The sequence below is a fragment of the Pseudomonas sp. NBRC 111127 genome, assembly GCF_001320345.1.
GTDB classification, from domain to species: domain Bacteria; phylum Pseudomonadota; class Gammaproteobacteria; order Pseudomonadales; family Pseudomonadaceae; genus Aquipseudomonas; species Aquipseudomonas juntendi.
This window is the reverse complement of sequence record NZ_BCBD01000004.1, coordinates 15,995-42,313: the sequence shown is the minus strand read 5'-3', so window position 1 is coordinate 42,313 and position 26,319 is coordinate 15,995. Positions and strand designations below refer to the sequence as shown.

The following is a 26,319-nucleotide window of genomic DNA, read 5'->3' as shown; positions in this document are numbered from 1 at the left end:
GCAGCACCCGCTCAACGAATCAGTTCAAGGTGCAAGCCAGTGGTAGGCGCAGTGCCCACTTCAAGGCGACCGTTGCGCACCCCGGCCTTGATCAGCGCCTCGCGCCAGGCTTCGGCCTGAACGCCGCTGAGGCTGGCACGCAGGGTACTGTCGAGGTTCAGGCTGCGTGCCAGCAGGTGGGCCCAGGCAGGCTGGGGTGCCGCCAGGTCCGGGTAGTCGAGCTTGCCGGTATCGCGCATTTCACGCAGCACCGTGGCCGCCGTGGGCAGCAAGTCGCCCAACGGGCTGTCGGCGACGAACTCTTCCACATGCAAATACGCACGGCGGTTGCCGCGGGTAACGCTGTACAGCGCAACCAGGGTGTCGGCCTGTTCTGCCGAACGGCGCAGCAGAATGAACGCCTGTTGTTCGTCGCCCCCGTTGAGGCGGGCATTGGCAAACACCTCGTTGGCCCACAGGCTGGCCTCGCCGCAATCGCGGCCCTGGCACCAGAACAGCGGGTAGCCACCGTCGCGCTGCAGCGCTTCGCGGGCGCTGGTGAAGGCTTCGCGGGCGGTGCGTTCGACCGGCAGCTCGTAGGTGACCGAGCTGACCTGGCCACGGCTTTCGACCTTGTCGTCAACCCGCAGGCGGCCGCTGATCTTGCGCAATGGGCCCAGCGGGTAGACGCGCTCCTGCTCCACGGCCGGGCGCTGGTCGACCACGTTGGCGTCTGCAGGCACCGGCAGGCTGCCAGCCCACAGCAGCGGGCTGGCCAATGCCAGGCAGGCAGCTGCAACGGTGCGGATGGACAGGGGCGCGCTCATCGGCGACCCAGGCGGCGCCGTGCGCCGAGGTGAAGCTCCAGGTTGTCTGGCAATTGCATGGTTGTCTCCCTTTCAACCCGCCAAGCCTCGACACTTGTCCGGTGCAAGTCAAGCAAAGCCAAAGAAGCGATTGAAACAGTCTGCGACAAGGGCCGCGCCCTGCTCATCGTTCAAGTGCAGGTGGTGGCCACCCGGCAGTGTCATTTGCTCGAAGGGTAGCTGCTCCAGCAATGCGGTATGGCGCACCAGCATCCCGTCGGCGGCAATCACCAGTTGCGCCGGGCAATTCACCCGGCGCACGTAGGCCATGGCCTGGGCGTCGCTCAGGCGCAACGGCGAAGGCAGGGTCAGGCGGCTGTCGCTGCGCCAGCTGTAGCCCCCGGGCACCGGCATCAGCCCGCGCTGCGCCAGCAGTTCGGCCGCTTCCCGGCTTACCGCGACCATGCCCTTCATGCGCGCCTGCACACCTTGCTCGAGGGTGGTGTACACCGATTTGCGCTTGCCATCCAGGCGCAGCTGCGCCAGCAACGCCATGCCCAGGCGCTCACCGGCATCCTGCTCGGCGCCGGTGGGTGGGATAACGCCGTCGATCAAGGCCAGGTGGCTGACCCGCTCCGGCAACGCACCGGCCACTTGCACCGCAATGATGGCGCCGAGCGAATGGCCCAGCAGGGCGAAACGCTGCCAGCCCAGTTGCTCGGCCACCCGCAGTACATCGTGAGCGTAGTCGGCCAGGGCATAGCTGGCCCCTGGCGGGCGGTGCTCCGAATAGCCATGCCCGGCCAGGTCCAGGGCAACGATGCGCAAGCCGCGCAACAGCGGCGCCAGGCGGGCGAAGCTGTTGGCGTTGTCCAGCCAGCCATGCAGGGCGATCACCGGCAGACCGTCCACAGGCCCGAACAGATGCGCGGCCAGTTCGATGTGGCCCAAACTCAGGCGAACTTCCTCGACCTGCGCGCTCATGCCTGGCCCCAGCGGTCGAACAGGCCCTTGAGCAGGCTGGCGGTATCGGCAGGCCGCTCCAACGGGAACATGTGGCCCCCTGGCACACTGTGGTACTCCCCTTGCGGCATGCCACGCACCGCCAGGGCATGGTGGCGCCGGATGACCTTGCTGCGGTCACCGCGCACCATGGCCAGCGGCACCTGCAACTGTCGCGCCGGGGCGGGGCTGGTATGCGGGATACTGCGGTAGATGCTGATCTCGGTGGCCGGGTCGAAGCGCAGTTGCAGGCCCTGCTCCATCGCCTGCAGGCCATGCTCTATGTAAGCGTCCAGGCAGTCGGGGTCGAATTGGCGAAACAGGGACTTGCCGGCGAAGTACTCACGGGCACTGTCGCGGTCCGTGAAAAGCTGACGGCGCCCCAAGGTGCGCCCGGCCGGGGTAATGCGGTCGATGAAGCCGAAGCGCTTGGCGGTGCGCAGCAACCATTGGTCTGCACGGGTCAGCACCGGCGAGTCGAGCATGACTACCCCACGGTAGTACTCGGGGCAGCGCAACGCCGCGTGCAGGTGCAAAACCCCACCCAGCGAATGGCCTACGCCCCACACCGGCTGCTCCTGCTGCGCTAGGTGGTGCAGCAATTCATCGACCAGGCTCTGCCAATTGTCATCCACCGGAAAGCGCGGGTCATGGCCGTGCTGAGCCAGGTGCCGGACCTGATAGTCCGGCGCCAACGCGGCGAACAGCTTGCCGTAGGTGGCCGAGGGAAAACCGTTGGCATGGGCGAAAAAGATCTGCTGCGACATGGCGCCTGATCCGGACGGGAATGATGGCCCATTGTCGGCATGGCGAGCCGGTTCGGCAATGCCCGGAAAGGTCATCGGCGGCGGCTATCAGGCCATGAAGCGTGGTCGAAACTCTCCAGTGAACGGCGAAGGCAGGCCTGCATGTAGGCCAGTTGGCTCTGCAGCGCTTCACGGGCCAGGCGCTGGTCCTGGTGATCCAGCTGCAGCCGGCGCAGGGCCAGGCAGCTGGACTGCAGCAGATGGGATACCCGCAGGCAGGCATCCTGCAGGGTCTGCAGGTCGTGCTCGCTCTGTGGCCGGGCGATTGGCCCCGGCACCGTATAACCCTCGACCTTGCGCATCAGCTGGTAGAACTTGGCGTCGGCAGCCTCGCGCAGCAGGCTGTACTGGGCGAAGTCCAACGAAACGCCTTGGTCAACCTGGTCTATGGTGGGTTGCAGGTCCAGGGAGCACAGCAGCTCCCACATCGCACCGCTCATGCATCGCTCCCTGACTGCTGGTTTTCGGGCAACGCTATCAAGCAGTCGAGGCGCGCGACAACTGGCAAAAATGTCAGTTGCCATCTCGGAATGTGCGGGGGCCCCAGGCCCCCACACACTCAGGCAGGGGCGTTGAGCGCCTTCAGGGTCATCAGCCCGGCCAGGGGCCACTCCCCTTCCAGCTGGGCCAGGCTGGCCGTGCTCATGGCCGCTGGCTGTTGCAGGTGGCCATGCTGCAACAGCCCGACCAGGTTGCCCACCAGCGGCTGATGGCTGACCAGCAGCACATGCTCCAGCCCCAGCCGCTCGATTTCGCCGATGACCTGCTGCACATCGGCCTCTGGTGTGAGCCAAGGCACGGTGCGCAGCGGCTCGGCAAACCCCAGGGTCTCGTGCACCAGCGCCGCAGTCTGCTGGGCCCGCACGTAAGGGCTGGCGATGATCGCCTGCAATGGCTGCCCCAGCAGATGGGCAGCGCTGCGCACCACCTGCTCGCGACCATGCGCAGTCAGGCGCCGTTCGGCATCGCTGTTGGCCCGCAGTTCGGCCTCACCGTGGCGCAGTACCCACAGTTTCACAGCTTGGGCTCCTCGTCACGCACAGGGTGCGGGGCCGGGGCTACGGCGTGCGGCGCCTCGCCTTCCGGCGCACGCGCTGCTGGCCAATCGGCGAACGGCCAGGGTTTCTGGTCGGTATGGAAGGTGCCGAAACGGCCGATCTGCGCCAGGTACTGGCTCAGGCTGTCGCCGAAATTCATCAGGCTGGCGCTGGGTGCGCCATACACCAGGCGGTAGACCAGTTGCACCAGCACCAGGCCGCCCAACAGCAATTCAGCCAGTTGCCAAACCACCAGGAACACCAGCATCCACAGCACCCGCAGGATGATCGACTCGCGCTTGGCGCGCTCCGGGGTATCGTTCATGTACCGCTCCTTGCTCTGTTCGGCTCAGTTGAAGCCGCTGATGGAAATGAAATCGACGTCGGTCTTGGGCTCGGCACGCATCAGGTGCTCGATGACCTGGTTCAGCGTGCGGCCCTCGAACAGAATGGCATGCAGGCCCGCCACCAGCGGCATGTACACCTGCACCTCCTGGGCCTTGGCCTTGAGCACCTTGAGCGTGTTGACGCCTTCGGCCACTTCGCCCAGGCGGGTAACGGCCTCCTCCAGGCTCTGGCCCTGCCCCAGTGCGAAACCCACCTGGTAGTTGCGGCTTTTGGGGGACGAACAGGTGACGATCAGGTCACCGACCCCGGCCAGGCCCAGGAAGGTCATGGGGTTGGCGCCCAGGCTGACGGCAAAGCGGGTCATTTCGGCCAGGGCACGGGTAATCAGCATGCTCTTGGTGTTTTCGCCCATGCCCAAGGCCACGGCCATGCCGGCGATGATCGCATAAACGTTCTTCAGCGCCCCGCCCAGCTCCACGCCAAATCGGTCGGCACTGGCGTAAACGCGGAAGGTACGCCCGTGCAACACCGTTTGCACCTGCTGGCACAGCGCTTCGTGTTCGCTGGCCACTACCGTGGCAGTCAACGCGTGCTCGGCAATTTCGCGGGCCAGGTTGGGCCCGGACAACACGCCGATGCGTGCCTGGGGGGCGATCTCTTCGAGGATCTGGCTCATCAGCTTGAAGCTCTGCGCCTCGATGCCCTTGGTCAGGCTGACCAGGCCCTTGCCGCGCAACAGCTCGGCATGCGGCGCCAGCACGCTGCGCAATGCGCTGGACGGCAGGGCCACGAACACCAGCTCGCTGGCTTGCAAGGTGGCCAGCAGGTCATTGACCGGTTCTACCCCGTCGTGCAGGCGAATGCCCTTGAGGTAGCGCGGGTTTTCACGATTGACACGCATGGCCTCGGCCTGGGCCGGGTCGCGCATCCATTGGCGCACCGGCACACCGTTTTCCGCCAGCAGGTTCGCCACGGCGGTGCCGAAGCTGCCGCCGCCCAGAACTGCAACAGGTTGCTGTTCAGTCATATTCAATCCGTTAAAGCCATAAATTAAGTGGCGACCGGCGCATTATAAAGCCAAGCTGCAAGCTTCGAGCTACAGGCAGCGAGAAAAGCCTGGCACGGTGTGCTGGCAGCCAGAAGCTTGAGGCGGGTCACTGGCAATTGCGCCAAGGTCGGTTACCATGCCTGTTTCCATCCTGAGACAAGGCTGCTCTGTGTTCCCTGGCACGCCCCCTTTCCCGCGTCTGCTCATATTGACCGCCCTGCTCGGTAGCCCGGCCGTGGCCGAGGATCTGTTCATCGACAACACCGACCTGCCCCAGGTTCTGACCGCCACGCGCCTGAAACAGTCGCCGGCAGCGGTGCCGGGCAGCATGACCGTCATCGACAGCGAACTGATCCGCTCCAGCGGTGCCCGTGACATCCCCGAGCTGCTGCGCCTGGTACCGGGCATGATGATCGGCTACGGCGCCGGCAACCAGCCCACGGTCAACTACCATGGCAGCAACGCCAACGACGCGCGGCGCATGCAGGTGCTGATCGATGGCCGCTCGGTGTACCGTGCCGGCCTGGCCACGGTGGACTGGAGCGACATTCCCCTGGCCATGGAGGATATCGAGCGTATCGAGGTGTTCCGTGGCCCGAACACGGTCAGCTATGGCGCCAACGCGCTGATGGCCGTGGTCAACATCCTGACCCGCAACCCGGCCGACAGCCATGGCACGCGGATGAAACTGACCCGCGGCCAGGATGGCATCAACGACTATTACCTCAGCCACGGCTTCGGCTGGGAGGGCGGCGACATGCGCCTGTCGGTATCGGGCCAGCGTGACGACGGCTTCGACGAGAACCAGTTCGGCCAGGACTACCGCGACAGCCGCCGCTTGAACCGCTTCAACCTCAGCGCCAGTCATACCCTGGCGATCGACCAGACCCTGGAATGGCAACTTGCGGCCAAAGAAGGCAGCAATCAACGGCCCTACACCTACCAGCCGGTTTTCCAGCAGTACGAAGCCGGCAACAACGCCGACGTCAACGCCAAGGACTACGCCGGCTCGCTGCGCTGGACCAAGGAATTCAGCGCTGAACACAGCCTTTATGTTCAGGGCTCGGCGCAACATTTTGACCGCCAGCAAGTGTGGCGTGCCTGTGATGCGGTGCAGTCGTTCAGCCCCGAGCTGACCCAGCTCTGGCAACTGAACCCGGACTTCGCCGAAAGCGTGGCGCGCGGCATTGCCACAGGTGCCCCTCTGACCACGAACGACCCGGCCCTGCAAGGGCTTTTGCAGAAAGTGCAGGAGCAATGGCAGAACGGCGGCAAGCAACAGGTATGCGGCGATGTTGACCAGAGTACCCGCGAAACCCGCTACGACCTGGAAATCCAGGACACCCTGAGCCTGACCGACAGCCTGCGCCTGCTCAGCGGCATGAACTACCGCTATGACCGGGCCGATTCGCAGACCTACTTCAACGGCAGCGTCGACGACCAGACCTGGCGCCTGTTCGGGCAACTGGAATGGCGCGCCGACGAGCACTGGATCCTGCAGGGCGGCGCCATGTTCGAGGACTCGCAGCTGTCCGGCAACTCGCTGACCCCGCGTGTGGCGGTCAACTACCTGATCACCCCGCGCCATGGCCTGCGTGCGGTGTATTCCGAGGCCGTGCGCTCGCCCGACATGTTCGAGAACAACGTCAACTGGAGCTACACGGTCAAGAACCTCACGCCCAATGCGTTCGGCCTGCAAAACGGCGAATACTTCGTCAAGACCCGCGGCCCCGGCGACCTCGAGCAAGAGCGCATGCGCTCGCGGGAACTGGGCTACAACGGCTATTTCAGCGACATCGACCTGAGCATGGACGTGAAGCTGTTCTACGACGAGATCACCGGCATGATCAGCGAGCCGCTGCGCAACAACCAGTACATCGCCAGCAACGCCAACAAGGCCCGCTTCAGCGGCAGCGAGGCACAACTGGACTGGCGCCCTACCCTGCGCGACCGTCTGCGCCTGACCTACGCCTATGTCGATGCCTGGGCCAGCAACCCCGACGATCGCCGCCTCAGCGCCCGCAACAGCGGCTCGGCCGGGTGGATGCGCGACTGGGGTGCCGGCTGGTCGAGCGCGCTGTTCTACTACGGCGACGATGCCCTCAACGCGTACCGCTACGAGCGCTTGGACCTGCGCCTGGCCAAGCGTTTCCGGGTATATGGCAGCAACCTGGAGCTGGCGGCGTTGTGGCAACAGCGCCTGGACGATGAACCGACCACGGCAGCCCAGAACCGCTACGACAGCCGCCACCGCCTGAGCGTCAGCGCGGAGCTGGAGTTCTGATGAGCCTGCTGTTGCGCCTGCTGGTACTGTGCCTGTGGCCGCTGGGCCCATTGTCGGCCAGCGAGATCCTGCTGATCGGCGCCGAGGACCAGCCCGGCATCCGCAGCTTCGTGGCGGCGCTGGAAAACCGCAGGCCGCACGACCATGTGCACTTCCAGACCACCGCCGACTTGCCATCACCAGGCAAACTCAAGGCCGACCAGCGCCTGATCCTGCTCGACAACGCTGCCCTCGATTGGCGCCTGAGCGAAACCGCCGGGCCACCGGCCCTGGTCATGCGCGTCAGCCGCGTTCAGGCTGAGCAGCGCCTGGGAAAGTCGCGCCCGGCGTTTCTCACCTTCCTGTGGAATGACGCGCCACCGGCCCGTCAGTTGCGCCTGGCGCGTTACTTGCTGCCCCAGGCACGGCGTATCGGCGTGCTGTACGGCCAGCACAGCGGGTTTCTGCTCGAGGAACTGCGCCATGCGGCACGGCCGCTGGGCCTGGAAATCGTAGCCCAGGACTGGTCCGACCCACGCGACAACCGGCCATTGCAGCACCTGCTGGGCAACAGCGATGTCCTGCTGGGGCTGGACGACCCTGACCTGTACAACTCCAAGACGGCGAAGAACCTGCTGCTGAGCAGCTATGGCCGGCAGATGGCGCTGATCGGCCCCAACGCCGGTTTTGTCCGCGCCGGCGCACTGGCCAGCACCTACAGCGACCAGGACGACTGGCTGGCGGAACTCGACCAATTGCTCGACCAGCCCCCGGCGCGCTGGCCGCGCAGCCTCTACCCCAAGCGCTACAGCGTCAGCGGCAACCAGCAAGTGGCCCGGGCCCTGGGCCTTGAACCGATCGATCCGAACGCCGCCGCCCAGGTACTGGCCGAAGGAGAACCCACCCCATGAGCAGCAAACGCCTGAGTTGGGACATTCACACCCGCACCCAGATCATCAGCCTTGGCCCCGCGCTCCTGCTGACCTTGCTGCTGATCAGCTTCTTTACCTTCGTTCGTATCCAGGACCTGCGCCAGGAACTCAACCACACCGGGCAATTGATCGCCAACCAGCTGGCACCCGCGTCGGAGTACGGGGTGATTTCCGGTAACAACGAAGTGCTCGAGGGGCTCATGCGGGCCACCCTCAGCATCCCGCACGTCCGCTTTCTGGAGGTACAGGACAGCCGCAACCACATCCTGGTCTACGTGGAGCAGTCCGACGAAAGCGCCAACCGCGCGCAGCAGGTCGAAGTGTTCCAGGCGCCCATCCGCCTGCAGCAGATACGCCTGGACAACGATTTTCTGCAACAGGGCAAAGCCAACACCCCGGCCATCGGGGACGACTACCTGGGCCGGGTGATCGTCGGCATGTCCGATGACGCGTTCAGCCAGCGCCAGCAGGAAATCGTGATCAAGGCGGGCATACTCGCGCTGTTCGCCCTGCTGTTCACCTTCTTGCTGGCTCGCCGCCTGGCCCTGAGCCTGGCCAAGCCGATCAGCGACATGGGCCACGCGGTCAAGGCCATCCAGCAAGGCAAGTACAACACGCCCTTGCCGGTGGTAGACGACAGCGAGCTGGGCCACCTGGCGCGCCACATCAACAACCTGGCCAGCGCCCTGGAGCAAGCCAGCGCTGAACAGCAACAAACCATTGCCGAGCTGATCCAGGCCCGCGAAGAGGCTGAACAGGCCAACCGTGCCAAGTCCGATTTCCTGGCGATGATGAGCCACGAGTTGCGCACCCCGATGAACGGCGTGATGGGCATGCTGCAGTTGCTGGAAACCACCCCGCTCAGCAACGAACAGGCCGATTACACCGCCGTGGCCAGCGAGTCCACCGGGCACCTGCTGAAAGTCATCAACGATATTCTGGACTTCTCGCGCATCGAACGCGCCGCGCTGCAACTGGAACACATCGACTTCAACCTCGGCGAGCTGATCACCAGCAGCGTCCAGTCCTTCCAGCACAGCGCCCAGCAACGCGGCCTTGGGCTGCACCTGCAATTGCCGGCCGACATCGGCCAGTTGCAGGTGAACGGCGACCCTACGCGCATCCGCCAGATCCTGCTGAACCTGGTGGGCAACGCGCTTAAGTTCACCGAACGCGGCCAGGTGCAGGTCGAGGCCCGCTGGCAAGTGGTCGATCGGCAGTTGATCTGGCTGACCTGCAGCGTGCGTGATACCGGCATCGGTATCGACAGCGACCGCCTGGAAATGATGTTCGTCGCGTTCCAGCAAGCGGACAGCTCGATTTCCCGCCGCTATGGCGGCACCGGGCTGGGGTTGTCGATCGCCCGCACCCTGGCCGAGCGCATGGGTGGCAAGCTGCGCGGTGAGAGCCACGTGGGCCAGGGTTCAACGTTCACCCTGGAGATGCCGTTGGCCCTGGCCAGCCAGGCGCCGGCGCCACTGCCGCACCCACTCGACCCGCCAGCGGCCGCTGCAGAGCAGAAAAAGGTGCTGTTGGTCGAGGATAATCCGGTCAACCAGAGTGTCATAGAAGCCATGCTGCGCAGCCTGGGGCTGGCGGTGTGCACCGCTGCAGACGGCCTCGAGGCGGTCGACCTGGTGGGCCGCCAGCGCTTTGCCGCGGTGCTGATGGACTGCCGGTTGCCGCACATGGACGGCTATGAAGCCACCCGCCGCATTCGCCAACTGGACAACGGCACAGGCTTGCCGATCATCGCCCTGACCGCCAACGCGCTCGACGGCGACCGCGAGCGATGTATGGCCGCCGGCATGGATGACTACCTGAGCAAGCCCTTGCGCCGCAGCGAACTGCAGCGCGTGCTGCAACGCTGGTTACCCGGCCAGACAACCGCGACTGGCGATAAATGCTAAAGTGCGGCAGTCTTAAACACTGGACAGGACCTTCATCGGCCCTGAAAATAGACGTTTCAGTGCACACCTGTACTTCTTTCACCAGGTGCGCTGTGACTTTCACCACAACGCAATAGTCTACCTGTAGGCTACCGACCCGAAGCCGTTGGTTATTCGGGTCGGTCGGGAAGATTCATCCCCTGCCACAGGGGGTTATTGAGGAGCTCGCATGACCAAACAACACGCCTTTACTCGGGAAGACCTGCTGCGCTGCAGTCGCGGTGAGCTGTTCGGCCCAGGTAATGCGCAACTGCCCGCGCCGAACATGCTGATGGTCGATCGCATCACCCACATCAGCGAAGAAGGCGGCAAGTACGGCAAAGGTGAGTTGGTCGCCGAGCTGGATATCACCCCGGACCTGTGGTTCTTCGCCTGCCATTTCGAAGGCGACCCGGTCATGCCGGGCTGCCTGGGCCTCGACGCCATGTGGCAGCTGGTCGGTTTCTTCCTCGGCTGGCAGGGCCTGCCAGGCCGCGGCCGCGCCCTGGGTTCGGGCGAAGTGAAGTTCTTCGGCCAGGTTTTGCCTACCGCCAAGAAAGTCACCTACAACATCCACATCAAACGCGTCCTGAAGGGCAAGCTGAACATGGCCATCGCCGATGGCTCGGTCAGCGTTGACGGCCGCGAGATCTACACCGCCGAAGGCCTGCGGGTCGGCGTGTTCACCTCCACTGACAATTTCTAAGGGTTATTCGCATGCGCCGCGTCGTTATCACTGGTCTGGGCATCGTTTCGTGCCTGGGCAATGACAAAGCTACCGTCACCGAAAACCTGCGCAACAGCCGTCCGGGTATCCGTTACAACCCGGAATACAAGGAAATGGGGCTGCGTAGCCAGGTTTCCGGGTCCATCGACCTCAACCTCGAAGAACTGATCGACCGCAAGGTCTACCGCTTCGTGGGCCACGCGGCTGCCTACGCCTACCTGGCCATGCAGGACGCGATCAAGGATTCCGGCCTGACCGAAGAGCAGGTGTCCAACCCGCGTACCGGCCTGGTGGCTGGCTCCGGCGGCGCCTCGACCCTGAACCAGATGGAAGCGCTGGACACCCTGCGCGAGAAAGGCGTGAAGCGTGTCGGCCCTTACCGCGTCACGCGCACCATGGGCAGCACCGTTTCCGCGTGCCTGGCTACGCCGTTCAAGATCAAGGGCATCAACTACTCGATCTCGTCGGCCTGCGCCACTTCGGCTCACTGCATCGGTACCGCACTGGAGCAGATCCAGTGGGGCAAGCAGGACATCGTCTTTGCCGGCGGCGGTGAAGAAGAGCACTGGAGCCAGTCGTTCCTGTTCGATGCCATGGGCGCCCTGTCGACCAAGCGCAACGAAACCCCGGAACTGGCCTCCCGCGCCTACGACGCAGACCGTGATGGCTTCGTCATCGCTGGCGGCGGCGGCATGGTGGTGGTCGAGGAGCTGGAACATGCCCTGGCCCGTGGCGCCAAGATCTACGCCGAAATCGTCGGCTACGGTGCGACCTCCGACGGTTACGACATGGTTGCCCCGAGTGGCGAAGGCGCTATCCGCTGCATGCAGCAGGCGCTGTCCACCGTCGACACCCCGATCGATTACCTGAACACCCACGGCACCTCGACCCCGGTCGGTGACGTTGCCGAGATGAAAGGCGTTCGCGAGGTATTCAAGGACAAGGCGCCGAAGATCAGCTCGACCAAGAGCCTGTCGGGCCACTCGCTGGGCGCCGCGGGCGTGCACGAGGCGATCTACTGCCTGCTGATGATGGAAAACAACTTCATCGCCGGCTCTGCCAACATCGACGAGCTGGACCCGGAAGTGGCCGACCTGCCGATCCTGCGCAAAACCGAAGAAAACGCCAAGATCGACACGGTCATGAGCAACAGCTTCGGCTTCGGCGGCACCAACGCCACCCTGGTGCTCAAGCGCTGGGAAGGCAAGTAAGGCGCCCAGGCAGTAATCAAAAACGCCCCGACTGGTTCGGGGCGTTTTCTTTTGTATCGCCTGTACTGGCCCTGTCGCAGGCAAGCCAACTCCCACAGGTACTGCGCAAGGTTCGGAACCTGCGCAACCCCGTGGGAGCTGGCTTGCCTGCGATAGGTCAGTACTGGTAAACCCTTACTTCTGCTTGGGTAACACAGCCAGGAAGTTCTCCTTGGCTATCTTGTTCGCCACCCCCTCCGGCAACGCATCCAGAAACGGCTTGAACCCGCGCATCTGCTCGCCCAGGTTGCCAAACTGCCCCACCACATCCGACCCCAGCATGAACCGCTCCGGGTACTTCTCGACCAACGCCAGCCATTCCTTGCGCGGCACACCCTTGTCATCCAGCAGATACGGCTGCAGCACACTCCACGACAAATCGACATACAGGTTCGGGTAATCCTCCAGCAACCGCGTCAGCACTGGCAGCAAAAAGCCCATCTGCGTCTGATGCCGGTGTATCTCCATGCTGCTGCCAGCATGGGCCCAGATGAACCGGGTGTGCGGGTGATTGCGTAGCGGCTCTTCGATTTCTGCCAGGTACAGCGGGTTGCGCTCGCGCTTGGAGGTGATGTTGGAGTGCAGCAGCACTGGCAGGTCGCGCTCAGCGGCCAGGTGATAGATCCGGGTCATGGCTTCGTTGTTGGCGCGCGGCGTTTCGCCACTGGTCAACGCAGTCAGGTCATCGTGGCGGGTAAACACCTCCCCGATGCCCTGCCATAGCCCCGGGTACAGATCGAGCATACGCTCGATATGGCTGACGGCGTTCTTGTCCACCGGGTTGAACCCGCTCAGGAACGGGTGGAAGCGTTTACGCTGCTGCGGTGGCAACTGCTGGAGCGCGGCCGCCACATAGGTGTCGGTGGCGCTGTACCAGTAAGCATCGGCATCATCACCGGCGTAGTAACGCGGGCGCTTGGGCTCGTCTTCGTGCCACTTCTTGGCCACCGGAATGCCGGAAATCATCGACTGGTCAACGCCTGCCGCATCCATCGCCTTGAGCAATGCCGGCATCCCCTCGCTTTCCTGGAAGAAATCCACATAGTGCAGGTGGGCGTCACTGTAGCGGTAGTCACGCGCCTGTACCGCTTGGCACAAGCAAGCGGACAATAACGCGCAGGCCAGCGCTTTGGCATTCATGGGCAGCTCCCTTCTCCTGGTATCAGACAAGGTAGACCGGCCGGTGCAGAAGACGGTTCAGGCCCAGCAGGCAAACCGTTATGCTTGGGCATTGCCCCCTTGCCTGGAGCCCTTCTCATGAGCAGCACGCTGATCATTCGCCCCCGTGCAGAGTCGGTCGAGGGCCAGCCGATTCTGCGCCCGCTGCCAGCGGCGCAGCGCCGCAGTGTCGGCCCGTTCGTATTCTTCGATCACATGCTGAAAACCGCCTACGCCCCCGGGCGCGGCATGGACATCCGCCAACACCCGCACATCGGCCTTTCAACCCTGACTTACCTGTTCGAAGGGGCAATTCAGCACAAGGACAGCCTGGGCTCGGACCAGTTGGTGCTGCCCGGCGACGTCAGCTGGATGACGGCCGGTCGCGGCGTGGCGCACGTCGAGCGCACCCCTGCTGACGCCTTGGCCAAAGGGTCAAGCCTGCACGGCTTGCAGGTTTGGCTGGCCTCGCCACGTGAGCATGAACAAGGCGCGCCCAGCTACAGCCATCATCCTGCGGCCAGCCTGCCGGTCAGCGACAGCCTGGGGGTGCGCATCTGCATGATTGCCGGCACCGGGTTCTGCCTGGCGTCACCGGTGCCGGTGCTGTCCCCTACCCTCTATGCCCAGGTCCAGATGCAACCGGCGACTACCTTGCAGGTGCCGAACGAGCACGTGGAGCGGGCGCTGTACCTGTTGCAGGGCGAACTGCAGATAAACGACGAGGTTGTGGCGCCGTGCAGCCTGGTGGTGCTGCCGGAGGGCGAAGAGGTGACGCTGTGTGCGCAAGGTGAATGCCAGCTGGTACTGATTGGCGGCGCGCCGCTGGATGGGCCGCGGCGGATGAACTGGAACTTTGTCGCCAGTGACCCGGCGCTGATCGAGCAGGCCAGGGCCAGGTGGGCTGCGGGGGATTGGCCGGTCGTGCCGGGGGAGAGCTCGAGGATCGAGTTGCCTCGCTGATTGGGGCCGCTTTGCGCCCCTTCGCGGGCTTGCCCGCTCCCACAGGGTGAGAGTTGGGAGCGGGCAAGCCCGCGAAGGGCTGCACAGCAGCCCCACTATGCGATCAGCGCTGGAACACTTCAGTCAGCAGGTTATGCATCGAACGGAACGCCCGCTCCGAGGTGCGCCGGTCATACTGCATCTTGCCCGGCACATTGGCGCCAGGGTCGGTGAACGAATGCACGGCCCCACCATAGCTGAGCAACTGCCAGTCGACCTTGGCCGCATTCATCTCGTCCTCGAATGCCGGTAGCTGCTCTTTCGGCACCAATGGGTCCGATGCACCGTGCAGCACCAGCACCGAGCCCTTGATGCGCTTGGCATCCTCGGGGTTCGGCGTGTCCAATGTGCCGTGGAACGACACTGCCGCACGCAAGTCGGCGCCGCTGCGCGCCAGCTCCAGCGCACAGCAACCCCCAAAGCAGAAGCCGAAGGTGGCAACTTTGCCAGGCTCCAGCAGCGCCTTGGACTGCCCCAGCAACTGGGCCAGGGCCTCCTGCATGCGCTTGCGAAGTTCGCTACGGTCGTTCTTGAGCGGCATCATCGCTGCGCCCGCTTCGTCCGCATTGGACGGGCGCACCGACTGCCCATACAGGTCGGCGAGCAACACCACATAGCCCTTTTCGGCCACTTCCTTGGCGATGCGTTCGGCACCTTCGCCAATCCCCATCCAGTTCGGTGCCATGACCAGGCCCGGGCGCCCCAGCGCCCCGGGCTCGTAGACCAGGCGGCTTTCGTAGGTTCGGCCGGACAGGTGATACACCAGCGATTCGACGATTACTTTGCTCATCAGGCACTCCATTGGCACTCGTCATAAAAAAGCCCGCCGAAGCGGGCTTTCCTCTGCATCAACTCAAGCAGACAGCTCGACCAGCAGCTTGTTCAGGCGACGAACGTACGCTGCCGGGTCTTTCAGGCTGTCCCCGGCCGCCAGGGCCGCCTGATCGAAGAGGATATGCGACAGCTCGGCGAAACGGTCTTCGCTCTGCTCGTTGTCCAGCTTGTCGATCAGCGGGTGGCTTGGGTTGAACTCGAAGATCGGCTTGGACTCCGGCACTTTCTGCCCACTGGCCTCGAGGATCTGGCGCATCTGCAGGCCAAGGTCCTGCTCGCCAATGGCCAGGATCGCTGGCGAGTCTGTCAGGCGGTGTGACACACGGACTTCGGCCACGCTGTCACCCAATGCACCTTTCAGGCGCTCGACCAGGCCTTCCTTGTCCTTGGCGACTTCTTCCTGGGCTTTCTTGTCCTCTTCGGAGTCCAGCTTGCCCAGGTCCAGGTCGCCGCGTGCGACGTCGACGAAGGCCTTGCCGTCGAATTCGTTGAGGTAGCTCATCAGCCACTCGTCGATGCGGTCGGTCAGCAGCAACACTTCGATGCCTTTCTTGCGGAAGACTTCCAGGTGCGGGCTGTTCTTGACCTGCGCGTAGGACTCACCGGTGAGGTAGTAGATCTTGTCCTGGCCTTCCTTGGCGCGCGCCAGGTAGTCGGCCAGGGCAACGCTCTGCTCGCCGCTGTCGTCGTGGGTGGAGGCAAAACGCAGCAGGCTGGCGATCTTCTCTTTGTTGGCGAAGTCTTCGGCCGGGCCTTCCTTCAGCACCTGGCCGAAGTTTTTCCAGAAGCCCTTGTACTGCTCAGGCTCGTTCTTCGCCAACTTCTCCAGCATGTCCAGCACGCGCTTGGTCAGCGCGGTCTTCATCGAGTCGATGATCGGGTCTTTCTGCAGGATTTCACGCGACACGTTCAGCGACAGGTCGTTGGAGTCGACCACACCTTTGATGAAGCGCAGGTACAGCGGCAGGAACGACTCGGCCTGGTCCATGATGAACACGCGCTGTACATACAGCTTCAGGCCGCGTGGCGCTTCGCGCTGGTACAGGTCGAACGGCGCGCGGGCCGGTACATACAGCAGCGAGTTGTATTCAAGCTTGCCTTCGACCTTGTTGTGGCTCCAGGCCAGCGGGTTCTCGAAGTCGTGGCCGATGTGCTTGTAGAACTCCTGGTATTCCTCGTCCTTCACGTCGCTGCGCGAACGGGTCCACAGGGCGCTGGCACGGTTGACGGTTTCCCACTCTTCGGCCGGCTGCTCTTCACCTTCGGCAGCCGCCTGCTCTTTCGGCAACTGGATAGGCAAGGCGATATGATCGGAGTACTTCTTGACCACGTTGCGCAGGCGCCAGCCATCGGCGAACTCCTGCTCGTCCTTCTTCAGGTGCAGGACGATCCGGGTGCCGCGCTGGGGCTTGTCGACAGTGGCGACTTCGAACTCACCCTCGCCACGGGACGACCAATGCACGCCTTCGGCAGCCGGCTGGCCGGCGCGACGGCTGTACACGTCAACCTTGTCGGCAACGATGAACGCGGAATAGAAGCCCACGCCGAACTGGCCGATCAGGTGCGAGTCCTTCTTCTGGTCACCGGTGAGGTTCTTCATGAAGTCGGCAGTGCCGGACTTGGCGATGGTGCCCAGGTGGGTGATGACGTCTTCGCGGCTCATGCCGATACCGTTGTCCTCGAGGGTCACGGTACCCGCCTCCTTGTCGAAGCTCAGGCGAATCTTCAGGTCGGCGTCGCCTTCCAGCAACTCTGGCTTGGCCAGCGCCTCGAAGCGCAGCTTGTCGGCGGCGTCGGAGGCGTTGGAGATCAGTTCACGCAGGAAGATCTCCTTGTTCGAATACAAGGAATGGATCATGAGGTGCAGCAGTTGCTTTACCTCGGTCTGGAAGCCAAGCGTTTCTTTTTGAGTCTCCACACTCATGGTCTTCAAAACTCCGATCTGATTGCAATGGCGCCTGGCGGGCGGTACAGCCTGCTTTAACGGCGGATGTCATGCAGATGGGGGCTGCCCGGATGATTTCAAGGGCTTTTGCGGTTCGATCTTGAAATGCGCGCGGGCCGTGGCAATCGGCGACTGGCGGTCGCCCTGCCAGGCGGTAATGGCCACGTTGGTCACCCGTCGCCCCTGGCGCCACAATTGGCACTGGGCGTAGGTATCGCGCAACAGCCCGGCGCGCAGGTAGTCGATGGAGAAATCGATGATCTTCGGAATGCTGGCGCTGTCGCTGTAGATCAACAGGTACAGCGCTGCCGACAGCTCCATGAAGCCGGCAATCACCCCGCCATGGATAGCGGGCAAGAGGGGGTTGCCGATAGTGTCCGGATTGGCCGGCAGGCGGAACAGCAGGTCATCCCCCTCGCGCTCGCATTCGATGCCGATCAACCCCGCGTAGGGAATCAATGCCAGCAAGGGGCGGTAGTCACCTTGCGCGTGTGCTGCATTGAGTTGCTGGCGAATGGCAGGCGGAATCATGACCCGCCCTCCTTCAGGCTGCTGCCGAAGCGGATGCCGCCCTTGACCTGCGGGCCCAACCGCATGAACGTACCCACCACCTGGCAGATCGGCCGCTCGGGGTCGTCCTGGTAGGCGCTGCCTCGGGTGAAGATCACGTCGCGGGTCACCCGGTAACACTGGGCATGCCCATGGATGTCCTTGCCCGGTACCGACGGGTACATGTAGTCGATGCGCAGATCCAGGGTCGGGCATACCTCGAAGTGCGGCAGTACGCATAGCGTGGCCATGCCGCAGGTGGTGTCCATCAGCGTTGTCAGCGCCCCACCGTGTACGGCACCGGTTTGCGGGTTGCCGACAATGGCCGGCGACCAGGGCAGGACCAGCGTCATGCCAGTTTCATCGGCCTGTGCCACACGCATCTGCAACAACTGGCAGTGTTTCAATGCCGAAAGAAAACGCTCGGCCATGGACATCAAGGTCGCATCACTCATAGGCTGTTACCACGTCCCTTCCAAACGGCATAGGTGGGTTCAAAAGTCCATGTAGAACGGGGCGTTATATATCTGAAACCTTCGTTGAACTTATTCCAAGTGGCTGCACTCGAAGGAACAAGTCACTTATCACACCAAGGAGAAACACCCCCATGCGTAAACCATTTGCTTTTGCTCTGATGCTGGCTGCTGCCATGGGCCTGGCTGCTTGCGATAAAGCGAGCGAAGACAAAGCCCAAGATGCGCAGGAACATGCCGAGCAAGCCCAGGAAAAGATGGGCGAAGCTCAGGATAAAATGAACGACGCCGCCAAGGAAAACGCCGAAGCTGCCAAAGATCAGGCTGAAGCCGAGCAAAAGGCTGCCGAAGAAGCCGCCCCGGCTACTCCGGCGCCGGCAGAACCTGCCAAGCAGTAATCAGCCCGATAAAAAAACCCGACGTTGTCGGGTTTTTTTTTGCGTTGAATTCACGGTTAATCGTTTCAGTTCACTGCTACACCACCCTCTTTCAATGGCTCGCTGCTGACACTATCCGTGGGGGTAAAGACCATCACCTCCAGCACATCGGAATGGAACTCCCGACGGTACAAGATCAATACAACACCCACACTCATGCCCATGAACAACCACGGGCTGATGAACCAGCTCAACATGGCCATGCCGAAGTAATAGGAACGTAAACCAAGGTTGAACTGGTTGGCCGCCAGCGACAACACCCGTGCTGCCCGCGAGGCGAACGCCTTGCGTTCCAGTTCGCTGACCTGCCGTTCGCCAATCATCGGTGCCGAGCCAACCAGTACGGCAGCAAAGTTGTATTGGCGCATGCACCAGCTGAAAGTGAAGAAGGCGTACACGAAGACCATGGCCAGGCACAACAACTTGATCTCCGACATGCCCTGCGAAGTCTGCTGCACCAGCGGCAGGTCGGCCAGCAGCGACAGCGCCCTGTCGGAGGCCCCCAGCACGGTGAGGATACCGGCCAGGATGATCAAGGTGCTGGAGGCGAAGAACGACGCGTTGCGCTCCAGGTTACCGATCACGCTGGCATCGGCGATACGGTTATCGCGCAGCAACATGCGCCGCATCCAGTCTTCACGGTAAAGGTGCAGCACGCTGGCCAGGCACGCGGTGTCGCGCCCTTTCCAGATCGCATACCGGGTATAGCCACCCCAGCACAGGGCGAACCAGGCGACGGCCAGCAGGTTGTTGAGGTTGCTTTGGATGAAATTCATGCAGGATTCCCGAAAAGGCCAGGTGCCTGAAGGATAGGGACCGGGTTTCGACGCTGGCAAGCGGCAAAAGGCACACATTCCTGCTGAAATTCGTACTGCCGGTGTGGGCCAGAAAAAAGCCCCGCATCGTTGCCGATACGGGGCTCTGCAGCTTGCACCTTGGGCGGGCCCCCTTCGGCTTGTGGCCGGTGCCGCCCCCAAGGCTTGGCCCGGCGCGTCAGGCCAGCGCTTCGCGCGGCTTGCCCAGCATGCGGTCGCAGGCGACGGCGCCCATCAGGGTCACCACCGATGGCACCAGCCAGGCCATGCCGGCATCGCTCAACGGCAGGTGCGCCATGAAGTCCGGGAGCATATGGGCAAGGCTGCTGCCCTTGATCGCATCGACCATGCCGAACACCAGCGACACCAGCATGACCGGCGCCAGGATACGGGTCGGCGAATGCCACAGGTCTTTCACGAAACTCAGGCCGACTACCACGATGCAGGGCGGGTAGATGGCGGTAAGTACCGGGATCGAGAACATGATCAACTTGGTCAGACCAAGGTTGGAAATCAACAGCGAGAAGCCAGCCAGGATCACCACCAGGGCGCGGTACGACAGCGGCAGGATCTGGCTGAAGTACTCGGCGCATGCGCAGGTCAGGCCCACCGCAGTAACCAGGCAGGCCAGCGCGATCAGCACCGCAAGGAAGCCGCTGCCCAACGAACCGAAGGTGTGCTGTACGTAGGCATGCAGAACGGCCGCGCCATTGGTGGCATCCGCCGCGATATCGTGGCTGGTGGCGCCCAGACGGAACAGGCTGATGTAGACCAGGGCCAGGCCGACACCGGCGATCAGGCCGGCGATGATGGCATAACGGGTAATCAGCTTCGGCGACTCGACACCGCGCGAGCGGATGGCGTTGACGATGACGATACCGAACACCAGGGCCCCCAGGGTATCCATGGTCAGGTAGCCATCGGAGAAGCCTTTGGAGAAGGCGGCTGCCGCATAAGCCGGCTGCGCGTCACCCATGCCCCCTGCCGGCAGGGCAAAGGCGGCAATGCCCAGTACGGCCAGGGCGATGATCTTCAGCGGCGCCAGGAAGCGGCCCACGGTATCGAGCAACTTGCCGGGGTACATCGACACGGCCAGCACCACAGCGAAATACACCAGGCTGTAGATGAACAGCGCCAGCGGGCTTTCCCCGGTCAGCGGAGCAACACCCACCTCGAACGAAACGGTCGCCGTACGCGGGGTAGCGAACAGTGGGCCGACCGACAGGTAGCAGACAGCCGCCAGCAAGCCGCCGAAGAATTTGCCGATCGGGCTGCTCAGGGCATCCATGCCACCACCGACCTTGGCCAGGGCGACCACGGTGATGACCGGCAGGCCTACGGCCGTGACCAGGAAGCCCAGCGCCGCCATCCACACATGGGGGCCGGACTGCAGGCCGACGATAGGCGGGAAGATGATGTTGCCTGCACCCACAAAAAGCGCAAACGTCATAAAGCCAAGCGCCAGGATATCCTGGCCTTTGAGAACTTTCATTTTAAGGTAGTACCACACTGCTGAAATCGGGATTCGAGAGGGGATTTCCCTTTGGATGAGGGGAAATGCTGCCCGGCTTGATAGGCCAGACCCGTTTAGCGTGTCGTTCCCTTTTGGGGTACGGGCACAGAGTGAGCGCGTAATGTAACCGTTTTGTCAGTCAAACGCACTGGAACAGTGCTGCTTGTCCGATGTGCGTACATGTTTGTCGTCTGTGCGACCGAAGACAGAGGGAATTATCCTCGGTTTAAACGCCGCGTCTGTGTGAAAATTCCTATCAAACCCATCGAAAAATCTACAGTGCCTGTTCTGGCCTCTTCGCGGGCTTGCCCGCTCCCACAGGGATCACCACAGGTTCTGAATGTGGTGATCCCTGTGGGAGCGGGCAAGCCCGCGAAGAGTTCGGCACAGGAATACAGAACCCCACAAACGACAAAGGCCACCCGAAGGTGGCCTCTGTGCGCGTGGGGGGTGTAGCAGTATTACTTCTTGGCTTCCCAACCGGTCAGCTCGGCCAGGGCCTTGCCGATGTCGGCCAGGGAACGCACGGTTTTCACACCCGCGTCCTGCAGGGCTGCAAACTTCTCGTCTGCAGTGCCTTTGCCGCCAGAAATGATGGCGCCAGCGTGGCCCATGCGCTTGCCTGCAGGTGCGGTAACACCAGCGATGTAGGAAACGACAGGCTTGGTCACGTGGGCCTTGATGTAGGCCGCTGCTTCTTCTTCAGCCGAACCGCCGATCTCGCCGATCATGACGATCGCTTCGGTCTTCGGGTCTTCCTGGAACAGCTTCAGGATATCGATGAAGTTGGAGCCCGGGATCGGGTCACCACCGATACCGACACAGGTCGACTGGCCGAAGCCGGCGTCGGTGGTCTGCTTCACAGCTTCGTAGGTCAGGGTGCCGGAGCGCGACACGATACCGACCTTGCCTGGCAGGTGGATGTGGCCTGGCATGATGCCGATCTTGCACTCGCCCGGGGTGATGACACCTGGGCAGTTAGGGCCGATCAGGGTCACGCCCAGCTCGTCGCACTTGACCTTGGCATCCAGCATGTCCAGGGTCGGAATGCCTTCGGTGATGCAGACGATCAGCTTGATGCCGCCGAAGGCTGCTTCCAGGATCGAGTCCTTGCAGAAAGGAGCCGGTACGTAGATGACCGAAGCATCAGCGCCGGTAGCTTCCACGGCTTCCTTGACGGTGTTGAACACCGGCAGGCCCAGGTGGGTGGTGCCACCCTTGCCTGGGGTTACGCCGCCGACCATCTTGGTGCCGTAGGCGATGGCCTGTTCGGAGTGGAAAGTACCCTGCGAGCCGGTGAAGCCCTGGCAGATGACTTTGGTGTCTTTATTGATCAGGACGCTCATTACTTGCCCTCCGCAGCTTTGACAACTTGTTGAGCAGCGTCGGTCAGGCTGGTTGCCGCAATGATGTTCAAACCGCTTTCTGCCAGTACTTTAGCGCCCAGTTCGGCGTTGTTGCCTTCAAGGCGAACGACGACCGGAACCTTGACGCCGACTTCTTTCACTGCACCGATGATGCCTTCGGCAATCATGTCGCAGCGAACGATGCCGCCGAAGATGTTGACCAGAACGGCCGCGACATTGCTGTCGGACAGAATGATCTTGAACGCTTCGGTAACGCGCTCTTTGGTAGCACCGCCGCCAACGTCGAGGAAGTTGGCCGGCTTGCCGCCGTGCAGGTTGACGATGTCCATGGTACCCATGGCCAGGCCGGCACCGTTGACCATGCAGCCGATGTTGCCTTCGAGGGCAACGTAGTTCAGTTCGAACTTGGCAGCGTGGGCTTCACGGGCGTCGTCCTGCGACGGGTCGTGGAAGGTTTTCAGCTTGGGCTGACGGTACATGGCGTTGGCGTCGATGTTGATCTTGGCATCGAGGCAGTGCAGGTCGCCATCGGCCTTGATCACCAGCGGGTTCACTTCCAGCAGCGCCAGGTCGTGATCCTTGAACAGCTTGGCCAGGCCTACGAAGATCTTGGCGAACTGTTGAACTTGCTTGCCTTCCAGGCCCAGCTGGAACGCCAGCTCGCGACCCTGGAACGGCTGTGCGCCGACCAGTGGGTCGATGGTGGCCTTGAGGATTTTCTCAGGCGTTTCGTGAGCGACTTTCTCGATGTCCACGCCACCTTCGGTGGAGGCCATGAACACGATGCGGCGGCTCGAACGATCGACTACAGCGCCCAGGTACAGCTCTTTGGCGATGTCAGTGCAGGATTCGACCAGAATCTTGGAGACGGGTTGACCGTTGGCATCGGTCTGGTAGGTAACCAGATTCTTGCCCAACCACTGTGCAGCGAACGCCTTGGCGTCTTCCTTGCTGCGAACCAGCTTGACGCCGCCCGCTTTACCGCGACCACCCGCGTGAACCTGGGCTTTTACTACCCACTCGTTCCCGCCGATCTTGTCGCAGGCTTCTGCAGCTTGCTCAGGGGTATCGACTGCGAAACCCTTGGAAACTGGCAGGCCGTACTCAGCGAACAGCTGCTTACCCTGATACTCGTGAAGATTCATGCTTTTTACCGTCTTCGTTAGGTACTGCGCTTCGGCGCTGCGCCATTACTGGCGCCGCGCCACCTGTGACCGTTGACCCCGGGTTATCCCATGTGATCCGGTCCGGCGGACGTTCCGCGGTGAGTCATGCACGCAAGACTCACGACGGGCTGCCCGCCGTGGTTTCTTATGATTAACGCTTCTTACGGTTGGCCACGTGAATGGCGCCGCCATTCACAGCCAGCGCTGCTTCATGCAGCGCTTCGGACAGGGTTGGATGGCTGAAGACCATCATGCCCAGGTCCTCGGCACTGGTGCCGAATTCCATTGCGATTGCGCCCTGCTGCACCAGTTCGGCAGCCGATGGGCCAATCACGTGTACACCCAGCACGCGGTCGGTCTTGGCGTCGGCGATGACCTTGACGAAACCACCGGTGTCGTTGGCCGCCATCGCACGGCCGCTGGCCGCGAACGGGAAGGTGCCTACGTTAACCTCAACACCCTCGGCCTTCAAGGATTGTTCGGTCTTGCCGACCCACGCGATTTCCGGGTGGGTGTAGATCACCGAAGGGATCAGGTCGTAGTTCATCTGGGCCTTGTGGCCCTTGATGCGCTCAACCACCATGATGCCCTCTTCCGAGGCCTTGTGCGCCAGCATCAGGCCACGCACCACGTCACCGATGGCATAGACGCCCGGCACGCTGGTCGCGCAGTGGTCGTCGACGTAGATGTAGCCACGCTCGTCGATGGTCACGCCGCTGTCGGAGGCCAGCAGGTCGGTGGTCACCGGACGGCGGCCGACCGCAACGATCAGCTTGTCGAAGGTGATCTTCTGCTCGCCTTCGGCGTTGGTGTAGGTGACTTCGACTTCGTCGCCGTTGACTTTCGAGCCGGTCACGCGAGCGCCCAGCTTGATGTCCAGGCCTTGTTTGGTCAGGGTCTTCTGGGCTTCTTTCGACACGGCAGTGTCGGCAGCCATCAGGAAGGTGTCCAGGGCTTCCAGCACGGTGACTTCAGCACCCAGGCGAGCCCATACCGAGCCCAGCTCCAGGCCGATGACGCCAGCACCGATCACGCCCAGGCGCTTGGGTACGGCCTGGAATTCCAGGGCGCCGGTGGAGTCGACGATGACGTTCTGGTCGACAGGCGCTGGCGGAATGTCGATGGGGCGCGAGCCGGAGGCCAGGATCACGTTCTCGGCTTCGATCACTTCGGTGGTGCCGTCAGCCTTGGTGACTTCGACCTTCTTGCCCGCCAGCAGCTTGCCGTGGCCCTGGATCGAAGTAACACCGTTGGCCTTGAACAGGGTGGCCACGCCACCGGTCAGGTTCTTGACGATGCCAGCCTTGCGGCCAACCATCGCGGCAACGTCCATCTTCACTTCACCGGTGGAGATGCCATGCACGTTGAAGCTTTCTTTGGCTTCCTTGTACTTCCAGGAGCTGTCCAGCAGGGCCTTGGAAGGAATGCAACCGACGTTCAGGCAGGTGCCGCCCAGGGCCAGCTTGCCCTCGGCGTCGGTGTACTTCTCGATGCAGGCAGTCTTCAGACCGAGTTGTGCGGCCTTGATGGCAGCGACATAACCGCCAGGACCTGCACCGATTACCACTACGTCGAATTTCTGGGTCATAAAAGATTCCTTTTGAGCTTCAAGCAGCAAGCTGCAAGCTGCGAGACAGACAGGCTTCGACTTGAAGCTTGCCGCTCGCAGCTTACAGCCGCGCGATTAGATGTCCAGCAGCAGGCGAGACGGATCTTCCAGCAGGTTCTTGATGGTGACCAGGAAGGTTACCGCTTCCTTGCCATCGATCAGGCGGTGATCGTAGGACAGCGCCAGGTACATCATCGGGCGAATCACCACTTGGCCATTAACGGCCATCGGGCGCTGAATGATGTTGTGCATGCCGAGGATCGCGGCCTGCGGCGGGTTGACGATCGGGGTCGACATCATCGAACCGAAGGTACCGCCGTTGGTGATGGTGAAGGTGCCACCGGTCATCTCTTCGATCGACAGCTTGCCGTCACGGGCCTTCTTGCCGAAGGTGGCGATGCCGTTTTCGATTTCGGCCAGGCTCATCGATTCGGCGTTACGCAGTACCGGTACCACCAGGCCACGGTCGCTGGACACCGCGACGCCGACGTCGGCATAGCCGTGGTAGACGATGTCGTTGCCGTCGATCGAGGCGTTGACCGCCGGGAAGCGCTTCAGCGCCTCGGTGGCAGCCTTGACGAAGAACGACATGAAGCCCAGGCGCACGCCGTTGTGGGTCTTCTCGAACAGGTCCTTGTACTTCGAACGCAGGGCCATGACTTCGGTCATGTCCACTTCGTTGAAGGTGGTCAGCATGGCCATGCTCGACTGGGCTTCTACCAGGCGCTCGGCGATCTTGGCACGCAGGCGGGTCATCGGTACGCGCTTCTCGGTGCGGTCGCCAGCAGCGGTGACCACCGGGGCAGCAGCGGCAGCAGGCTTGGCAGCCGGCGCAGCGGCCGGTGCCGACTTCTTGTTGGCAACCGCTGCAACCACGTCTTCCTTGGTGACGCGACCACCTTTGCCGGTACCGGCAACGCTGGCCAGGTCGATGCCGTTTTCTTCGGCCAGCTTGCGCGCAGCCGGGGCGGCGACCGGGTCTTCTTCACCAGCATCGGCAGCTGCCGCAGCGGGTGCAGCGGCAGGTGCAGCGGCGGCGGCAGGTGCGGCAGCAGCGCCGCCTTCAACGATCGAACCCAGCACCTCGTCGGACAGGACGGTGTCGCCCTCGCCCTTGACGATGTCGCCCAGCACGCCGTCAGCGGTAGCCAGCACTTCCAGGACGACCTTGTCGGTCTCGATGTCGACGATCAGCTCGTCACGCTTGACGGCTTCGCCCGGCTTCTTGTGCCAGGTGGCAACGGTGCCATCGGCAACCGATTCCGGGAAGGTTGGGGCTTTGATCTCGATAGCCATTATCTGTATTTCCTTAAATTCGGTTTCAG

The 26,319-nt window shown here is 62.8% G+C and carries 25 protein-coding genes; 7 read left to right on the top strand and 18 right to left on the bottom strand.

Annotated features, from left to right (window positions below; all coding sequences use genetic code 11):
- Positions 1–11 precede the first annotated feature (11 nt).
- The 7 genes from APH30_RS01630 to APH30_RS01600 all read right to left on the bottom strand — a co-directional run bounded on the left by APH30_RS01630 (position 12) and on the right by APH30_RS01600 (position 5,005).
- A complete protein-coding gene (locus APH30_RS01630) occupies positions 12–806 on the bottom strand; it encodes a DUF4892 domain-containing protein (RefSeq protein ID WP_054911507.1) in 795 nt (264 codons plus the stop codon).
- A gap of 108 nt (positions 807–914) precedes the next feature.
- Positions 915–1,769 carry an alpha/beta hydrolase gene (locus APH30_RS01625; protein ID WP_009683168.1) on the bottom strand — a complete coding sequence of 285 codons (855 nt, stop codon included), beginning with the start codon at positions 1,767–1,769 and terminating at the stop codon, positions 915–917.
- Complete coding sequence (locus APH30_RS01620) at positions 1,766–2,554, bottom strand: alpha/beta fold hydrolase (RefSeq protein ID WP_054911506.1); 789 nt, start codon at positions 2,552–2,554, stop codon at positions 1,766–1,768. Before APH30_RS01620 ends, APH30_RS01625 begins: the two co-directional genes overlap by 4 nt.
- Before the next feature lie 71 nt (positions 2,555–2,625).
- A complete protein-coding gene (locus APH30_RS01615) occupies positions 2,626–3,033 on the bottom strand; it encodes a hypothetical protein (RefSeq protein WP_371262761.1) in 408 nt (135 codons plus the stop codon).
- A 119-nt stretch (positions 3,034–3,152) separates the two neighbouring features.
- On the bottom strand, positions 3,153–3,611 hold the full coding sequence (gene sixA / locus APH30_RS01610; RefSeq protein WP_054911504.1) for a phosphohistidine phosphatase SixA: 459 nt from the start codon (positions 3,609–3,611) through the stop codon (positions 3,153–3,155).
- Positions 3,608–3,955 (bottom strand): DUF4389 domain-containing protein, encoded by a 348-nt coding sequence (locus APH30_RS01605; protein WP_054911503.1) that lies wholly within the window; start codon positions 3,953–3,955, stop codon positions 3,608–3,610. Before APH30_RS01605 ends, sixA begins: the two co-directional genes overlap by 4 nt.
- Before the next feature lie 24 nt (positions 3,956–3,979).
- Positions 3,980–5,005: an NAD(P)H-dependent glycerol-3-phosphate dehydrogenase gene (locus APH30_RS01600; protein ID WP_009683173.1), complete on the bottom strand. Its 1,026-nt coding sequence runs from the start codon at positions 5,003–5,005 to the stop codon at positions 3,980–3,982.
- 157 nt (positions 5,006–5,162) lie between these two features.
- On the opposite strand from APH30_RS01600, the gene APH30_RS01595 reads away from it, so the two are divergent.
- From APH30_RS01595 to fabB, 5 genes are all read left to right on the top strand, one after another.
- Positions 5,163–7,310 (top strand): TonB-dependent siderophore receptor, encoded by a 2,148-nt coding sequence (locus APH30_RS01595; RefSeq protein WP_177333701.1) that lies wholly within the window; start codon positions 5,163–5,165, stop codon positions 7,308–7,310.
- Positions 7,310–8,200, top strand: coding sequence for a hypothetical protein (locus tag APH30_RS01590; protein ID WP_054911501.1), 891 nt, complete (start codon positions 7,310–7,312; stop codon positions 8,198–8,200). Before APH30_RS01595 ends, APH30_RS01590 begins: the two co-directional genes overlap by 1 nt.
- Positions 8,197–10,131, top strand: coding sequence for an ATP-binding protein (locus APH30_RS01585; RefSeq protein WP_029887742.1), 1,935 nt, complete (start codon positions 8,197–8,199; stop codon positions 10,129–10,131). Before APH30_RS01590 ends, APH30_RS01585 begins: the two co-directional genes overlap by 4 nt.
- 208 nt (positions 10,132–10,339) lie before the next feature.
- Positions 10,340–10,855, top strand: a complete 516-nt coding sequence (gene fabA / locus APH30_RS01580; protein ID WP_008089108.1) for a 3-hydroxyacyl-[acyl-carrier-protein] dehydratase FabA — start codon at positions 10,340–10,342, stop codon at positions 10,853–10,855.
- A gap of 11 nt (positions 10,856–10,866) precedes the next feature.
- Positions 10,867–12,087 carry a beta-ketoacyl-ACP synthase I gene (gene fabB, locus APH30_RS01575; protein WP_029887743.1) on the top strand — a complete coding sequence of 407 codons (1,221 nt, stop codon included), beginning with the start codon at positions 10,867–10,869 and terminating at the stop codon, positions 12,085–12,087.
- Positions 12,088–12,261: 174 nt separating this feature from the next.
- Here the strand turns inward: fabB and APH30_RS01570 are convergent, their stop codons facing one another.
- Positions 12,262–13,266: an amidohydrolase family protein gene (locus APH30_RS01570; RefSeq protein ID WP_054911500.1), complete on the bottom strand. Its 1,005-nt coding sequence runs from the start codon at positions 13,264–13,266 to the stop codon at positions 12,262–12,264.
- Between the two features lie 117 nt (positions 13,267–13,383).
- On the opposite strand from APH30_RS01570, the gene APH30_RS01565 reads away from it, so the two are divergent.
- Entirely contained in the window at positions 13,384–14,247 is an 864-nt protein-coding gene (locus tag APH30_RS01565) for a pirin family protein (RefSeq protein WP_054911499.1), read from the top strand.
- 103 nt (positions 14,248–14,350) lie between these two features.
- Here the strand turns inward: APH30_RS01565 and APH30_RS01560 are convergent, their stop codons facing one another.
- From APH30_RS01560 to APH30_RS01545, 4 genes are all read right to left on the bottom strand, one after another.
- Entirely contained in the window at positions 14,351–15,076 is a 726-nt protein-coding gene (locus APH30_RS01560) for a dienelactone hydrolase family protein (RefSeq protein WP_054911498.1), read from the bottom strand.
- 63 nt (positions 15,077–15,139) lie between these two features.
- Positions 15,140–17,044: a molecular chaperone HtpG gene (gene htpG / locus APH30_RS01555; protein ID WP_029887686.1), complete on the bottom strand. Its 1,905-nt coding sequence runs from the start codon at positions 17,042–17,044 to the stop codon at positions 15,140–15,142.
- Positions 17,045–17,113: 69 nt separating this feature from the next.
- Positions 17,114–17,596 (bottom strand): PaaI family thioesterase, encoded by a 483-nt coding sequence (locus APH30_RS01550; protein WP_054911497.1) that lies wholly within the window; start codon positions 17,594–17,596, stop codon positions 17,114–17,116.
- Positions 17,593–18,069 carry a PaaI family thioesterase gene (locus APH30_RS01545; protein WP_054911496.1) on the bottom strand — a complete coding sequence of 159 codons (477 nt, stop codon included), beginning with the start codon at positions 18,067–18,069 and terminating at the stop codon, positions 17,593–17,595. The genes APH30_RS01550 and APH30_RS01545 overlap by 4 nt, the downstream gene beginning before the upstream one ends.
- A 152-nt stretch (positions 18,070–18,221) precedes the next feature.
- On the opposite strand from APH30_RS01545, the gene APH30_RS01540 reads away from it, so the two are divergent.
- Entirely contained in the window at positions 18,222–18,485 is a 264-nt protein-coding gene (locus APH30_RS01540; RefSeq protein WP_009684700.1) for a hypothetical protein, read from the top strand.
- Between the two features lie 65 nt (positions 18,486–18,550).
- Here APH30_RS01540 and APH30_RS01535 read toward each other — a convergent pair whose 3' ends face one another.
- From APH30_RS01535 to odhB, 6 genes are all read right to left on the bottom strand, one after another.
- Complete coding sequence (locus tag APH30_RS01535; RefSeq protein ID WP_054911495.1) at positions 18,551–19,300, bottom strand: DUF599 domain-containing protein; 750 nt, start codon at positions 19,298–19,300, stop codon at positions 18,551–18,553.
- A gap of 217 nt (positions 19,301–19,517) precedes the next feature.
- Positions 19,518–20,831: a branched-chain amino acid transport system II carrier protein gene (brnQ, locus tag APH30_RS01530; RefSeq protein WP_054911494.1), complete on the bottom strand. Its 1,314-nt coding sequence runs from the start codon at positions 20,829–20,831 to the stop codon at positions 19,518–19,520.
- Between the two features lie 482 nt (positions 20,832–21,313).
- Entirely contained in the window at positions 21,314–22,198 is an 885-nt protein-coding gene (gene sucD, locus APH30_RS01525; RefSeq protein ID WP_003254203.1) for a succinate--CoA ligase subunit alpha, read from the bottom strand.
- The gene (gene sucC, locus APH30_RS01520) at positions 22,198–23,364 is read right to left on the bottom strand and encodes an ADP-forming succinate--CoA ligase subunit beta (protein WP_003254205.1); all 1,167 of its coding nucleotides are present in this window, start codon (positions 23,362–23,364) and stop codon (positions 22,198–22,200) included. Before sucC ends, sucD begins: the two co-directional genes overlap by 1 nt.
- A gap of 172 nt (positions 23,365–23,536) precedes the next feature.
- A complete protein-coding gene (lpdA, locus tag APH30_RS01515; protein WP_009684703.1) occupies positions 23,537–24,973 on the bottom strand; it encodes a dihydrolipoyl dehydrogenase in 1,437 nt (478 codons plus the stop codon).
- 96 nt (positions 24,974–25,069) lie between these two features.
- Positions 25,070–26,290: a 2-oxoglutarate dehydrogenase complex dihydrolipoyllysine-residue succinyltransferase gene (odhB, locus tag APH30_RS01510; RefSeq protein ID WP_054911493.1), complete on the bottom strand. Its 1,221-nt coding sequence runs from the start codon at positions 26,288–26,290 to the stop codon at positions 25,070–25,072.
- Positions 26,291–26,319 lie beyond the last annotated feature (29 nt).